The sequence below is a fragment of the Acidovorax sp. 69 genome, assembly GCF_002797445.1.
GTDB lineage: Bacteria > Pseudomonadota > Gammaproteobacteria > Burkholderiales > Burkholderiaceae_C > Acidovorax.
Window position 1 is genome coordinate 984,878 of the sequence record NZ_PGEP01000001.1, and the last position, 14,544, is coordinate 999,421.

The window sequence follows — 14,544 nt, forward strand, 5'->3', positions numbered from 1 at the left end:
GGCTATTGCTGCGCTTTGCGCCTGGCAGCCCGCTCCGATCCGCAGCGCATACTTGCTGCTCGATTCGTGCAAAGGATCCCTAGAGGTCCACATGCAGTCTAGGCAACCGGGTTTCAACGCCACAGCTTGTAGGGAATTGGCCGGGCTGGCAGCGCGATGTGGATGGATGGCCGGAAGGGTTTTCCCTTGGGTATTTGGGCGACTGTGCAGGGGTACACGGCGTGCCTACAGTGCCTCCCATTGATGTGACGTTGCTGGAGTGTGGACATGGGTGTATCGATCGTGGGCTGGGCACATTTGCCGTTTGGCAGGCTGGACGGCCTCGGGCTGGAAGACCTCATCACCCGCGCGGGCCGTGAGGCCTTGCAGCACGCGGGCATTGACGGCACGGTGGTGGATGGTGTGTGGCTGGGCAACCTCAACGGCGGGTTCACGCCCGATGTGTTTGCCTCGTCGCTGGTATTGCAATGCGACGATGCCTTGCGCTGGAAGCCCGCCACGCGGCTGGAGAACGCTTGCGCTTCAGGCTCGGCCGCCATCTATGCGGCGTGCGACGCGATCGAAGCTGGGCGCGCCAAGGTGGCCCTCGTCATCGGTGCCGAAAAAATGACCGCTGTATCCGGCGCCGAGACCACGCGTATCCTGGGCGAATGCGGTTATTCGGGCGAGGCCGGCCACCCGCCGGGCGGCTTTCCGGGCATTTTTGCTACCATTGCGCAGGACTACTTTGCCGCGCATGGCGACCACTCGTCCACCTTGGCACGCATCGCCGCCAAGAACCACGCCAACGGCGTGCTCAACCCCTGGGCCCACATGCGCAAGGACCTGGGTTTTGAGTTCTGCAACACCGTGTCCGAGCGCAACCCGATGATTGCCGCGCCGCTGCGCAAGACCGATTGCTCGCTGGTGTCCGACGGCGCGGCGGCGCTCATCCTGGCGGCCGATGGCGCGGTGGGCGACTTCCCCCGCGCCGTACGCTTCAAAGCGCGCGCGCAGGTCAACGACTATCTGCCCATGGCGCGCCGCCGGGTGGTGGACTTCGAGGGGCCACGGCGTGCCTGGCAACAGGCGCTGCAGCAGGCAGGTTGCACGGTGCACGACCTGTCGCTGGCTGAGGTGCACGACTGCTTCACCATCGCCGAACTGCTCACGTACGAGGCCATGGGCCTGGCGCCTGTGGGGCAGGGCCACCGCCTGCTGGAGGACGGCACCGTGCTGTGCGGGGGGCGTCTGCCCGTCAATGCCTCGGGCGGGCTCAAGGCCAAGGGCCACCCGATCGGCGCCACGGGCGTGTCGATGCATGTGGTGTCGGCCATGCAACTGATGGGCGAGGCGGGCGACCTGCAGGTGCCGGGCGCCACGCTGGCGGGTGTGTTCAACATGGGTGGCTCGGCCGTGGCCAACTACGTGAGCATTCTGGAGCGCGCACTATGAACATCGCCCACCTGCTGCGTCGCAGCGCCTTGCTCCACGCCCACCAGCCCGCGCTGTTGCACGGCGACCAGGTGTTGTGGACCTACGGTACGCTGGCCACCCGCACTGCAGCACTGGCCGCTCACCTGCGCACGCAGTGCGGTGTAGCCCCCGGCGACCGCGTGGCCATCTACGCCGCCAATGCGCCCGAGTACCTGGAGGCCCTGCACGCCATCCTGTGGGCGGGGGCCGTGTCGGTGCCGGTCAACTACAAGCTGCATGCCAAAGAGCTGGCCTACGTGCTGGCCGACTCCGGCGCGCAGGTGGTGCTGACCTCTGAAGTGCTGGCGCCCGCTGTGCGCGAGGCGGATGCACTACAGGGCGCGGTGCTGGTTTTCGGCTCTGACGCCTATCGCGCCGCGGTCGCACACCCTCCCATGGACGTGTGCGACCGAGCGCCGCACGATGTGGCCTCGCTGTTCTACACATCGGGCACCACCGGCCGTCCCAAGGGCGTGATGCAGACCCACCGCAATCTGCTGGCCATGACGGCCTGCTACTTCACCGATGTGGACGATGTACTGCCCGGTGATGCCATGGTCTACGCCGCGCCCATGTCGCACGGCGCGGGGCTTTACAACTACGCCCAGGTGCTGCGCGGCGAGCGGCATGTGGTGCCGCTGTCGGGCGGCTTTGAGCCTGCGGAACTGGTGCAGCTGGCGGCATCGGTCGGCCAGCTCACGCTGTTTGCCGCACCCACCATGGTGCACCGCCTGGTGGACCATGTGCGCGCCACGGGCGCCGATGTCTCGGGCTTCAAGACCATCGTCTACGGGGGCGGCCCCATGTATGCCGACGACCTGCGCAACGCCTTGGTGGTGATGGGCAACCGCTTTGCACAAATCTACGGCCAGGGCGAAAGCCCCATGACCATCACCGCCCTGTCGCGCGCCCAGCTGGCCGACCGCGACCACCCCCGCTGGGCCGAGCGCATGGTGTCGGTGGGCGTGGCGCAGTCGCTGGTGGAAGTGCGTGTGGTCGATGCCACGGGTCAGCCCGTGCCCACCGGCGAGACCGGCGAGGTGGTGGTGCGCGGCGACACCGTGATGCTCGGCTACTGGAACAACCCCACCGCCACGGCGCAGACCCTGCGCGACGGCTGGCTCTGCACCGGCGATATGGGCGCGCTGGATGCCGATGGTTTTCTCACGCTCAAGGACCGGTCCAAGGACGTGATCATCTCCGGCGGCAGCAACATCTACCCGCGCGAGGTGGAAGAGGTGCTGCTGCTCCACCCCCAGGTGCGCGAGGTCGCCGTGGTCGGCCAGCGCGATGCGGAATGGGGCGAGGTGGTGGTGGCCTTCCTGGTTGCGGGGGAGGGCGGGGCGGTGGCCGATGCGGTGCTGGATGCGCTCTGCCTTGCACACATTGCGCGGTTCAAGCGGCCCAAGGAATACCGGTGGGTGGAGGCGCTGCCGAAGAATAGCTATGGGAAGGTGTTGAAGACGGAGCTGCGTGCGATGGCTTGAGTGGTGGAGTGCACGGCGCTCAGGGAGAGTGTGTTTCAGCAACCCGTTGTCAGTCCCGATGCCGATCAGTTCATCCCTCGGGTTCATGTGTTTCAACGGTCGCGGACGGCTTGTCTCGACACCAACGCCAAAAAGTGGACCGGCTGATACCCAGCTCCGCAGCTGCTGCTCCAGGGCGCCCACCATGGCGCTCCAACGCTGCGAGGGCAAGTGCGTGCCGATCTGGTTGTTCTGACTCAGGCGCTTCGGCTGCCGGGGCTTGTTCAATGTCTGGCGGGGCAGCAAAGAGTTCCGGGCATTCGTGTCGCAACCCGCTCCACTCCACCCTTTCGATTCGGCGGTACTGAGACAGCCATACGGCGATGCGGTCGCACATGTTTTCCAGCTCGCGCACGTTGCCGGGCCACGGATGCTGTTCCAGTGCACCTCCGACATTGACGAGTACCTCAGCGGCGGCAAAGCTGGACACGCCGACCCGGGTCAGACTGTGGGCCAGCAGGCGCGCGGCAAGGGCTTGGACATCGCCATTGCGATCACGCAGTGGGGGCAACGCCAGCGTGAGGGTGTTGAGGCGGTAGTACAAGTCCTGACGGAATTGGCGCGCATTCACCATCTGCAGCAGTGGCTGGTGGGTTGCCGCTATCACGCGCACGTCGACTGGGATGGGAGTGACAGACCCCAAGCGGGTGATGCGCCGCTCCTGCAAGACGCGCAGCAAGCGGGTTTGCAGCGTGAGCGGCATGTCGCCGATTTCGTCCAGAAACAAGGTTCCCGTGTGGGCCGCTTCAAACAGCCCGCGCTTGCCGCCGCGGCGTGCACCGGTAAAAGCGCCCTCCTCGTGCCCGAACAGCTCGCTTTCCAGCAGCGTTTCAGGGAACGCGGCGCAATTGATGGCCACGAAGGGCTGGCGTGCCCTTGGGCTTGCGTTGTGCATGGCCTGCGCAAAGAGCTCTTTGCCGGTACCACTCTCTCCGGTGATCAAGACGCTGAAGTCGGTGGCGGCATAACGTCGGGCTCTGGCGACGGCTTGCAAAAACGCAGGGGCTTGCCCCGCCAGGCTTTCAAAACGATGGCGCGCAGCATGGTCGCTGCGGCGGTGCTGAATGCGCAAGCTGTTGTCGGCCTCGTGGATGGTGCGAGCGTCGTACAAAGTCAGCGCTGCGCCCGTGGTTTGGCCGCTTTCATGAATGGGGGTGCGATTGGCAATCCAGTCGCGGCCTTGCAGGCGCAGCACCGCGCCATGTTCTGGCTGGCCGCTCTCCAGCGTCTCGCGCAGCGACAGGTCGGTGGTGATGGACGCGAGTGGTTCGCCCAGGCGCGGCGCGCGCACCATGCCCAAAATGCGTTGCATCGCCGGGTTGATGGCAATGATCTGTTCAGACTGATTCACCGCCAGGACCGCCTCTTGCAGGGTGTGCAGCACCGTGTTGAGCTGTTCGTATCGCCCCGCCTCCAGCTGTGCCACTCGGGCCAACTCCAGGGCGTCTTCAAAGCCTTGGCGGATGCTGGCATGCGAATACGCCAGCAATCCAACCAAGCCTGCGTTTTCTGCCAGTTCCACCACCAGGCTGGAGCCCACGACCACGCGGATTCCATCGCTGTGCAGCTGGCGGATGCACGCGCGGGCCGAGTCGGGCGTCTGGTAGGCGTACTGGTGGATGTCGATGTTCAGCAGGCCCTTGACGGATTCCAGTTCCGGGAGGGTGTGCCCGTACATCACGATACCCACCCGGTCAGCCGTCGCTCTCGCCTTGATGAGCGCCTGCAGGATGTCAAACCCGCTCAACTGGATGGTGGCCACCGGTGCACTGATCCCGCTGCGTAGCAGGCTGGCGTTGGACCCCGCGCTGACAAAGACATCGACAAGCCCGCTGTCCAGGCGCTGGCGGGCCAGGTCAAGGGCTACCTCAAAGCTGCCATCAATCACCTCGATCTCCGCTCTGTCCCGGTATTCCGCCACGATGGGCATGGCCATCAGGCGGATCTGGCGGTAGCTCACGAAGCAAAGGCGAGGACGACTGGCAAGCGGCGTGACGGGGGTTGGCATAGGACGGAGGCGGAGCGCGGACGATGCGCTGGCTGTGCAAGCGTTTCAACGAGAGGTCGTTGCGTTTCATTGGTCTGCAAGTGAAACACAAGTATGAAACATTTTGGGGGCCAATGAAACATCCACTCCGCTGCTGCGCCACGTTGCCGTAGGCATAGTCAATCAAATCAATGCCTTGCGGCAGCGGAGCGGGTTGGCACGTACTGTGCAGTAACCACCCTCATACAACCCTGCTTACAACATCACTTCCATTGCCATGTCTGAATCTGCTCCTTCTTCCAAAACGTCCATGTCCGCTCCCACCTCTTTGCGCCACCTTCTGACCCAGCCTGGGCTGGTGATTGCACCCGGGGTGTACGACATGGTCTCGCTGCGGCTGGCCGACACCTTCGGCTTTGATGCCTTGTATATGACGGGCTTTGGCACGGTGGCATCGCACATGGGCTTGCCAGATGCCGGGCTGGCCACGTATTCGGACATGGTAGGGCGGGTGAAGGCCATGGCAGGCATGGCCCGCTCCCCGCTGATTGCGGACGGCGATACGGGCTATGGCGGTTTGCTCAACGTGCGCCACACGGTGCAGGGTTACGAGGCTGCGGGCGCGCAAGCCATCCAGTTGGAGGATCAGGAATACCCCAAGAAATGTGGCCACACCCCTGGCCGCCGGGTGATCCCCATGGAAGACATGGTGCGCAAGATTCGCGTCGCCGTTGACAGCCGCCGTTCTTCCGATTTCCTGGTCATCGCGCGCACGGACGCGCGTACCAGCCTCGGTCTCGATGAGGCCCTTCGCCGGGCAGAGGCTTACGCCCGCGCCGGAGCGGACATCCTTTTTGTCGAGTCGCCCGAGAGCGAGGAAGAGATGCGAAAGATTGGCCAAACCGTGGACAAGCCCCTGCTGGCCAACATGGTGGAGGGCGGGCGGACGCCCGTGCTGTCGCACAACGAGCTGGAGTCCATTGGCTACAAGCTCGCCATCTTTCCGGTCACTGCCTTATTGGCCGCCACCCAGGCCATGAAGACGGTGTATGCGCAGTTTCAGCGCACGGGCTCGTCGGTGAACAGCGACGCAGGCTTGATGCCCTTTGCGGAATTGACGCAGCTCATGGGTTTTGAGGACGTCTGGGCGTTTGAACGCCAATACGCCGAGACGCCCTGACTTGCGAAGCGCGTGCCTGCTGGAGCCTTTCACCCCCTCGACATGACGACCTCAAAGCACAACACGAAGGAGACAAACATGAAGCCTCATCCATTTCTCGTCCCGTACGGCAACGTGCCGCCTGCGCCTGGCATGCAGCGTCGGTGCAAGCTGCTTGCCCTGTCAGCCGTGCTGTGCCTCGGCATGGTGGCCGGGATGCCCACGGCCACGCATGCGCAGGACGTGTGGCCCAGCAAACCTCTCCGGCTGATTGTTCCTTTCACCCCTGGAGGCGTCACCGACACCAGCGGGCGTCTGATTGCCGAAAGTCTTGGCAAGCGCCTCGGCCAGCAGGTCGTGGTGGACAACAAACCGGGTGCCTCCGGGAACATTGGCACCGCGCTGGCCAAATCGGCGCCGGCAGATGGCTACACCCTGGTGCTGGGTTTTGACGGCACCATGGTGATCAATCCGCATGTGTTTTCCAAACTGCCTTTTGATACGGCCAAAGACTTCGCGCCGATCGGCAAGATTGGTGATGCGACCCTGGTGCTCGTGGCAAACCCTGGCGTGCCGGTCAAGGGCCTGGCCGATGTGATTGCCTTGTCGAAGACCCAGCAAGGAGGCCTTTCATTCGGCACCTCGGGGACGGGAGGCACCCCCCATATTGCCGGTGAATTGCTCAAGATCCGGACGGGTGCCAACCTGACCCACGTGCCCTACAAGGGCGGTGGCCAAGCCATGACCGATGTGCTGGGGGGCACGATTCCACTGGTGTACACGGCGGTGGCGGGCGCCCACGGACACATCAAATCCGGCAAGCTCAAAGCCATTGCGGTGTCGAGTGCGCAGCGCACCAGCGCCTTGCCCGATGTTCCCACGTTTGTCGAGAGCGGTGTGCCGGACTTTGTTGTCAACTCCTGGGTGGGACTGCTGGCACCGGTGGGTACGCCTGCGGCGGTCATCACGCGACTGAACACGGAACTGAACGCGGTGCTGAACGATGCCGCAGTGCGCGAGAAATTGCGTGTGATGGGTATCGAGCCCACACCTGGCACTGCGGAGCAATATCGCGATGAAATCAAGCGGGACCTGGATCGGTATGGTGCCGTGGTCAAAGCGGCTGGCATTTCGATCGAATGACGCGGCGTGGTCCTGCCAACTTAACCTTTATCAGAGCAAGTCAATGGATCTGAATCTCAAGGACAAGCATGTCCTCATCACGGGGGGCAGCAAAGGCATTGGTTTTGCCTGTGCGGCGGCGTTTCTGACCGAAGGGGCGCGCGTAAGCCTGGTATCGCGCAGCATCGAACACCTGGAGGCCGCACGCCACCGGCTGGCGGCGGATGTGAATGGCAGCGCTGGGCGTATCAGCATCCATGCCGCTGACCTGCAGCAGCCGGAGTCGGCGGCGAAAGCGCTGGCTGCTGCCGAAGCCGCCTTTGGGGACGTCGATGTGCTGGTCAACTCTGCAGGGGCTGCCCGGCGTACACCGCCCGAGGAACTGAGCGCGCAGGCCTGGCACGATGCGATGAACGCCAAATTCTTCACCTATGTCCACATGGTGGATCTGGTGGTCAAGAAGATGGGGACACGGGGCCAGGGGGCCATCGTCAATGTGGTGGGTGCAGGCGGAAAGGTCGCCAGCCCCATCCATATGCCTGGCGGGGCCGCCAATGCGGCGCTGATGCTCGTGAGCGCGGGCATGGCGGCTGCCTATGGGCCGAAGGGCGTGCGCGTGAATGCCGTCAACCCCGGCGCCACCCACACCGAGCGGTTGCAGGCGGGAATGCTCGCCACGGCACGCATGCACAACATCTCGGAACAGGAAGCGCTTGCGCAGGCGACGAGCAAGGTGCCGCTGGGTCGCCTGGCACAGCCGGAGGAGGTCGCCAATGTGGTGCTGTTTTTGGCGTCCGAGCGTGCCAGCTATGTCACGGGCGTGGTCCTGACGATGGATGGTGCAGCGACGCCCATGGTGGTGTGATACTTGAAGCACGCTCTGGTTGGACTGCACTTCAACGGCTCCCGGAGGCCTTCATTAAACCTGCGGCCTGCGCGGTTTTGAGGCCCGTCCTACTATCCCCGCTTGCCATCCTCAGACTTGACCCATGCCCACCACCCTCAAAATCGATTTCGTCTCCGATGTCTCCTGCCCCTGGTGCATCATCGGCCTCAAGGCGCTGGAGCAGGCGGCGGATCGCCTGCAGGGCGAGGTCGCGCTGGACCTGCATTTCCAGCCGTTTGAGCTGAACCCGCAGATGGGCCCTGAGGGCCAGGACATCAACGAGCATCTGCAGGAAAAATATGGCTCCACCCTTGAGCAGCTAGAGCGCAATCGCGAGGCGATTGCAGCGCGTGGCGCCGACCTGGGGTTTACGTTTGGCAAGGGCAAACGCAGCCGTGTCTACAACACCTTCGACGCGCACCGCCTGTTGCATTGGGCTGAAGAGGCGGGCCTGCAACCGCAGCTCAAGCATGCGCTGTTCAAGGCGTATTTCACCGACGGACAAGACCCGAGCAACCACGAGGTGCTCGTGCGTGTGGCGGGGGAGGTGGGGCTGGATGTGGCCGAGGCGCGTGCGCTGCTCGCCTCAGACCGCTACGCCGACGAGGTGCGCGAGCGCGAGCAGTTCTATCTGCAAAACGGCATCCATTCGGTACCCGCGATCATCGTCAACGAGCGCCATCTGATCCAGGGTGGGCAGCCGGTTGACGTGTTTGAGCAGGCGCTGCGGCAGATTGCGGCACAGGGGTGATTGGCCTCGGCGCTTTGAATGCTATTAATTAGATAGCTTCGTGTGCTTTATGCATAAGCATCAGAGGCTGTTTTGATCAAAGAATGGGGCTGCATGCAGCCCCATTCTTTTAGGTTTCTTGCGCGCTGGCTGTGCCACTGGGTATTGGTGGTAGCGGCGGGTGTCAGGGCCTGCCAGCGTGCGCGCAGCGCATGGGCTACTTGCGCAGCGGTATCGCCAGCGCCCGGTCCACCGGCACGGCGGTCACGCTGTTCTGGGGGAGCCGTCGATGAGCTTTTCAGAGTAGGTCAGGTACACCAGCGTGTTGCGGGCCGGGTCCACCATGCGCACGATGCGCAGGCGCTTGAACAGGATGGACATGCGTTCGCTGAACACTTCCTCCTGCTTCTTCAGTGGCTCGGGAATGCTGATGGGACCGACCTGGCGGCAGGCAATGGATGCTTCGGCGCGGTCCTCGGCCAGGCCCAGCGTACCCTTGATGCCGCCTACGCGTGCGCGTGAGACATAGCAGGTCACGCCCAGGACACCGGGGTCGTCATAGGCCTCGACGATGATGTCGTGGTCGCGGCCAATCCACTGGAAGGCCGTGTCTACGGTGCCGATCTTCTCGCCAGACGCAGCCTGCGCTGCACTGGTCGCGCCCAGAAGGGCCGCCGTCGCAGCGATGGCCACGAGGGTTGCCGCCGCCGCTTGGGGGGCTTTCACGCAGCAGCCCCGGCGTCGGTGCAGCGCTGGGCCAGGTGGGCCAGCGCTTCTTCGACCTGGTCCACCAGCACAAGGCACAGGTCGCCGGGCGAGAGGCGCTCCAGCGCGGCGTCGATGGCGATGAACTCGCCACGGATCTCTTCCACATGCGTGGTGCGGGGCGCGCCAGCCAGGCCTTCGCGCAGCAGGGCCATCACCTCGCCGTCGGCACGGCCGCGCTGGGCGGCGTCCTGGTACAGGATCACGTCGTCAAATGCGGCGCCCAGGATCACGGTCTGCTCGCGGATGTCTTCGTCGCGCCGGTCGCCGGCACCACTGATGACCACGCTGCGGCGCTTGCCGGGCAGGGCGTCCACGGCCTGCACCAGGGCGCGCATGGCGTCGGGGTTGTGGCCGTAGTCGGCGATCACGGTGGCACCCCGGTAGTCCATGATGTTGAAGCGGCCGGGGGCGTTGTCGCTGTCGTTCACAAAGCCCGACAGGCCACGGCGGATGGTCTGCCAGGGCATGCCCACCCCCCAGACGGCGGCGACGGAGGCCATGACGTTTTCAACCTGGAAGCCGATCTTGCCGTTGCGCGTGATGGGCACGTCGCGCAGATGGATGGTCTCGCGCCATGAGCCTTCGGAGGCCACGATGGAGTCGCCATCCACATACACCGTGCGGTGGCCCTGGGCGCGGTGCGTGACCATCACGGGGTGGTGGCGGTCGCTGGCAAAGTAGATCACCTTGCCGGGGCAGGCCGTGGCCATGGCGGCCACGATGGGGTCGGCGGCGTTGAGCACGGCGTAGCCCGTGGGCGCCACGTTCTGCACGATCACGCGCTTGAGCACGGCCAGGTCTTCCACCGTGGTGATGTAGTTCAGGCCCAGGTGGTCGCCCGCGCCGATGTTTGTGACCACGGCCACCTGGCAGCGGTCAAAACCCAGGCCTTCGCGCAGGATGCCGCCACGGGCGGTCTCGAACACGGCGGCGTCCACCTCGGGGTGCAGCAGCACGTTGCGGGCGCTCTTGGGGCCGCTGCAGTCGCCGCTGTCAATCTGGCGGCCGTTCACGTAGACGCCGTCGGTGTTGGTCATGCCCACGCGCAGGCCCTGCGCGGTGAACAGGTGCGCAATCAGGCGGGCGGTGGTGGTCTTGCCGTTCGTGCCGGTGACGGCCACGGTGGGGATGCGGCCGTCGTCGCCGTGGGCGTAGAGCTTGTCGACCATGGCCTGGCCCACATTGCGGGGCTTGCCGTAGCTGGGTGCCAAGTGCATGCGCAGGCCAGGGGCGGCGTTCACTTCGACAAATCCGCCGCCTTGTTCTTCGAGCGGGCGCAGTACGGTTTCTGCCACCATGTCCACGCCGCAAATGTGCAGGCCCACCATCTGGGCGGCGGCCACGGCGCGCGCCGCCACTTCGGGGTGCACGTCGTCGGTGACGTCGGTGGCGGTGCCGCCAGTGGAGAGGTTGGCGTTGTTGCGCAGGATCACGCGCTGGCCCTTGGGTGGCACGGAGTCGGGTGTCAGGTCCTGCATGGCAAGGCGGGCCACGGCAATGTCATCGAGGCGCATTTTCGTCAGCGAGGTGGCATGGCCTTCGCCACGGCGCGGGTCCAGGTTGACGATGTTCACCAGCTCGCGCACGGTGTGTTCGCCATCACCCAGCACCTGCGGCGGCTCGCGGCGGGCGGCGGCCACCAGTTGGTCACCCACCACCAGCAGGCGGAAGTCGTGGCCGGGTAAGAAGCGCTCGACCATCACGGTGCCATACTCAAAGGCGTTCTTATAGGCCTCTTCAAGCTGTGCGCGGTCGGTGATGTTGACGGTGACGCCCTTGCCCTGGTTGCCGTCTTGCGGCTTGACCACCACGGGCAGGCCGACCTTCAGGGCGACCTCCCAGGCTTCGTCCACAGTCTCCACCGGCTTGCCCAGCGGCACGGGCACGCCAGCAGCGTGCAGCAGGCGCTTGGTCAGGTCCTTGTCCTGGCCGATGGATTCGGCCACGGCGCTGGTCGAATCGACCTCGGCTGCCTGGATGCGGCGCTGCTTGGAACCCCAGCCAAACTGCACCAGGCTGCCGCGCGTGAGGCGGCGGTAGGGGATGCCCCGGGCCACAGCGGCCTCGACGATGGAGCCGGTGCTGGGGCCCAGGCGCTCGTCTTCGTCCAGCTCGCGCAGGTCGGCGACGGCCTTTTCGGCATCAAAGCTGCCGTTGCCCAGCGCGGCCTGGATGAGTTGCTGTGCGTCTTCAAACGCCTTGCGGCCCACGGCTTCTTCGCTGTATTCGACAACCACTTGGTACACACCGACATCACTGGTGGCTGTGGTGCGCGCAAAGGTCACGGGGCAGCCGGCCTGCGCTTGCAGCGCCAGTGCTGCGGTCTGCAGCACGTGGGCCAGCGACACATCGCCGCCACCGGTTTCCGGGTGCAGGGCGCCGATGGCGGGGAACAGGGCCCGCAGGCGGGCTTCGAATCCGGCCATCTGGCCCACGGCGCGCTCGTTCTCGGCGCAGGTCACCACGGCCTCGATGGCCATGTGGCGGCTCCAGAGATTGGGGCCGCGCAGGGCCCGGGTGCGGGTTACATCCATGGAAGTCTCTTTCAGTGGTCCATCAGAGCGCTGGGGCCCTGTTCAGGTCGTGGGATGTGGGGTCAAGCAACAAACAAAGGCAAATGCACGAGAGGCCGTCACGACCGCAGGGCGGCGGTGGGGACCAGTTCGGGCTCGAAGGTCTTGATGCCTGCGCCGATCAGGTCGGGGGCAATGTCCAGCGCCCAGGCGGTGCCGACCGCGGCCAGCAGGGCTTCGGTGTCGGGCACCACGGCATTGCGGCCGAAGGTCAGGTCAGACAGCGCGCCCAGCACATGCTCGGCACTGCCCGTGGCCAACACCACGCGACCGTTCTTCACGATGACAGCGCGGCCATTGTCTTTGGCACGGTGCTCGACGATGGCGGGCAGCGTGGCGTCTTGCGCATACAGCACCACGTCTCCGTCGGACAGCGGGGCCAGATCGGCCACCTGGGCGATGGCCGCATTCAGCACGGTGGCGCCTTCGGCCAGCACCACGTCTACCTGGGTGCGCATCACCTTGGTCATCTGGTCCTGCTCGTGCACGTCAAATTCGGCCAGCGTTTCCACCCCATCCATGTCGGTCACCACGCCCACCTGGCAGCGGTCGTAGGCCAGGCCGTCGCGCAGGATGGTGCGAGCGTCGCTTTCGATCACGGCGGCCTGCACCATCTTGTTCATGAGCAGGCGGTGGGCGGCTTCCCAGTGGGCGCAATCGGTGGCTTCCACGCAGCGGCGGTCCAGGAACAGGCCGTCGCGGCAGGCCAGGCCTGTGTGGTGGCCGCTCAGGTGCAGCAGCCAGGCCACCACGCGGGCGATGGTCGATGTGTTGCGTGTACCCGCAACACCCACCAGGGGAATGCGGCCCACGGGGCCTTCGTCGTCGTTTTCAGAGGGGAACAGGTGCTCCGCAATGGCCTGGCCTACGGGGCGCGGGGCGCCCACGGCGGGCTTGAGGTGCATGAGCAGGCCAGGGCCGGCGTTCACCTCGACGATGGCACCACCCTGGGTGTGCAGGGGTTTGGAAATGTCCCGCGCCACCATGTCGATGCCAGCGATATCGAGGCCCACCACCTTGGCCGCCAATTGGGCGATGTAAGCCACCTCGGGGTGCACGTCGTCCGTGCAGTCCACGGCCACGTTGCCGTTGCGCTGCACCACCACCTGGCGACCTGCGGCAGGAACGGAGCCGGCGCCCAGGTCCTGGCGCTTGAGTTCGAGCAGCACCTTGGTGTCGGTGGCCAGGTCGATGATTTCGAGCGGGTACTCTTCTTCGTAGCCCCTGCGCGGGTCGGAGTTGAGCTGGGTGTCGATGAGTTCCTTGACGGTGGAGCGGCCGTTGCCGGTGATGCTGACCACCTCGCCACGCGCGGCGGCTACCACCTTGCCACCCACCACCAGGATGCGGTGCTCGTCGCCGGGGATGAAGCGCTCAACCATCACATCACTACCCTCTGGGTAGGCGACGTGGTAAGCGGCCTTGATGTCTTCCTGCTTGTGCAGGTCCAGAGTCACGCCCCGGCCGTGGTTGCCATCCGAGGGCTTGACCACCACGGGCAGGCCGATATCCTGCGCAGCCTCCCAGGCTTCTTCGGGGCTGTTGACGACCTGGCCTTCCGGGATGGGCACGCCGCAGGCCTTGAGCAGGCCCTTGGTCAGGTCCTTGTCGCTGGCGATGCCTTCGGCAATGGCGCTGGTGAATTCGGTTTCGGCTGTCCAGATACGGCGCTGGCTGGCACCGTAGCCCAACTGAACCAGGTTGCCATCGTTCAGGCGGATGTGAGGAATGCCACGGTCGGTGGCGGCCGTGACGATGCAGGCGGTGCTGGGGCCTAGGTACTGGTCGTCCACTTCGGTGCGCACCCGGGCCACGGCGGTAGACACGTCGAAAGGCTCGTCGTTGATGGCCGCCATGATGAGGGCGTGGCCCTGGGCCAGCGCCACGCGCGCCACACTTTCGTCGCGGGCCCGGAACACCATGCGGTACACGCCGCGCTGGCTGGTGCTGCGCGTCTGGCCAAAACCGGTGGGCATGCCCGCCAGGTTCAGCAGTTCAATCACTACGTGCTCCAGCACGTGGCCGCACCAGGTGCCTTCCTGCAGGCGCTGCATGAAACCACCGCGCTCGCCCACGCCGCAGTGGTGCTCGACCAGCGCCGGCAGCCAGGCCGTGAGGCGGTCATTGAATCCAGGAAGGGTGCTGGATGGGTGGTCCTCCAGCGCTCCCAGGTCAAGCCAGACTTCCAGTGCAGGCCGATAGGTCCAGATATTGGGGCCGCGCAGGTAGTTGATGCGAAGCAGTTGGATGTCGTTGAGTTTCGCCATGGATTGCAGCGGGTGTGTTTCCAGCCTTAGGAGGGCTTTGCGGGGAAAAGAGGACGAAGGGGGACTTTTGT

At 65.2% G+C, this 14,544-nt stretch carries 9 protein-coding genes and 1 pseudogene; 6 read left to right on the top strand and 4 right to left on the bottom strand.

Annotated features, from left to right (window positions below; all coding sequences use genetic code 11):
- Positions 1 to 267 precede the first annotated feature (267 nt).
- Both CLU85_RS04585 and CLU85_RS04590 read left to right on the top strand, forming a co-directional pair.
- On the top strand, positions 268 to 1,434 hold the full coding sequence (locus CLU85_RS04585; protein ID WP_100409251.1) for an acetyl-CoA acetyltransferase: 1,167 nt from the start codon (positions 268 to 270) through the stop codon (positions 1,432 to 1,434).
- Positions 1,431 to 2,942 (top strand): AMP-binding protein, encoded by a 1,512-nt coding sequence (locus CLU85_RS04590; protein WP_100409252.1) that lies wholly within the window; start codon positions 1,431 to 1,433, stop codon positions 2,940 to 2,942. Before CLU85_RS04585 ends, CLU85_RS04590 begins: the two co-directional genes overlap by 4 nt.
- Before the next feature lie 70 nt (positions 2,943 to 3,012).
- Here the strand turns inward: CLU85_RS04590 and prpR are convergent, their stop codons facing one another.
- Positions 3,013 to 4,989, bottom strand: a complete 1,977-nt coding sequence (gene prpR / locus CLU85_RS04595) for a propionate catabolism operon regulatory protein PrpR (RefSeq protein ID WP_100409253.1) — start codon at positions 4,987 to 4,989, stop codon at positions 3,013 to 3,015.
- Positions 4,990 to 5,278: 289 nt separating this feature from the next.
- On the opposite strand from prpR, the gene CLU85_RS04600 reads away from it, so the two are divergent.
- From CLU85_RS04600 to CLU85_RS04615, 4 genes are all read left to right on the top strand, one after another.
- Positions 5,279 to 6,148: an oxaloacetate decarboxylase gene (locus CLU85_RS04600; RefSeq protein ID WP_100409254.1), complete on the top strand. Its 870-nt coding sequence runs from the start codon at positions 5,279 to 5,281 to the stop codon at positions 6,146 to 6,148.
- 78 nt (positions 6,149 to 6,226) lie between these two features.
- Positions 6,227 to 7,270 carry a tripartite tricarboxylate transporter substrate binding protein gene (locus tag CLU85_RS04605; protein WP_100409255.1) on the top strand — a complete coding sequence of 348 codons (1,044 nt, stop codon included), beginning with the start codon at positions 6,227 to 6,229 and terminating at the stop codon, positions 7,268 to 7,270.
- Positions 7,271 to 7,313: 43 nt separating this feature from the next.
- Positions 7,314 to 8,114 carry an SDR family oxidoreductase gene (locus tag CLU85_RS04610; protein WP_100409256.1) on the top strand — a complete coding sequence of 267 codons (801 nt, stop codon included), beginning with the start codon at positions 7,314 to 7,316 and terminating at the stop codon, positions 8,112 to 8,114.
- 124 nt (positions 8,115 to 8,238) lie between these two features.
- Positions 8,239 to 8,886, top strand: a complete 648-nt coding sequence (locus CLU85_RS04615; protein ID WP_100409257.1) for a DsbA family oxidoreductase — start codon at positions 8,239 to 8,241, stop codon at positions 8,884 to 8,886.
- 196 nt (positions 8,887 to 9,082) lie between these two features.
- Here the strand turns inward: CLU85_RS04615 and CLU85_RS04620 are convergent.
- From CLU85_RS04620 to cphA (CLU85_RS04630), 3 genes and pseudogenes are all read right to left on the bottom strand, one after another.
- Positions 9,083 to 9,558: pseudogene (locus CLU85_RS04620) on the bottom strand (CreA family protein).
- A 29-nt stretch (positions 9,559 to 9,587) separates the two neighbouring features.
- Complete coding sequence (gene cphA / locus CLU85_RS04625; protein WP_100409258.1) at positions 9,588 to 12,167, bottom strand: cyanophycin synthetase; 2,580 nt, start codon at positions 12,165 to 12,167, stop codon at positions 9,588 to 9,590.
- A gap of 98 nt (positions 12,168 to 12,265) precedes the next feature.
- Complete coding sequence (cphA, locus tag CLU85_RS04630; RefSeq protein ID WP_100409259.1) at positions 12,266 to 14,473, bottom strand: cyanophycin synthetase; 2,208 nt, start codon at positions 14,471 to 14,473, stop codon at positions 12,266 to 12,268.
- Positions 14,474 to 14,544 lie beyond the last annotated feature (71 nt).

Bases quoted from the DNA above. Each gene is read 5' to 3' on its own strand.
- prpR (WP_100409253.1), bottom strand. From the start codon at position 4,989: ATGCCAACCCCCGTCACGCCGCTTGCCAGTCGTCCTCGCCTTTGCTTC.
- CLU85_RS04615 (WP_100409257.1), top strand. From the start codon at position 8,239: ATGCCCACCACCCTCAAAATCGATTTCGTCTCCGATGTCTCCTGCCCC.
- CLU85_RS04590 (WP_100409252.1), top strand. From the start codon at position 1,431: ATGAACATCGCCCACCTGCTGCGTCGCAGCGCCTTGCTCCACGCCCAC.
- CLU85_RS04585 (WP_100409251.1), top strand. From the start codon at position 268: ATGGGTGTATCGATCGTGGGCTGGGCACATTTGCCGTTTGGCAGGCTG.
- cphA (WP_100409259.1), bottom strand. From the start codon at position 14,473: ATGGCGAAACTCAACGACATCCAACTGCTTCGCATCAACTACCTGCGC.
- CLU85_RS04605 (WP_100409255.1), top strand. From the start codon at position 6,227: ATGAAGCCTCATCCATTTCTCGTCCCGTACGGCAACGTGCCGCCTGCG.
- CLU85_RS04610 (WP_100409256.1), top strand. From the start codon at position 7,314: ATGGATCTGAATCTCAAGGACAAGCATGTCCTCATCACGGGGGGCAGC.
- CLU85_RS04600 (WP_100409254.1), top strand. From the start codon at position 5,279: ATGTCCGCTCCCACCTCTTTGCGCCACCTTCTGACCCAGCCTGGGCTG.
- cphA (WP_100409258.1), bottom strand. From the start codon at position 12,167: ATGGATGTAACCCGCACCCGGGCCCTGCGCGGCCCCAATCTCTGGAGC.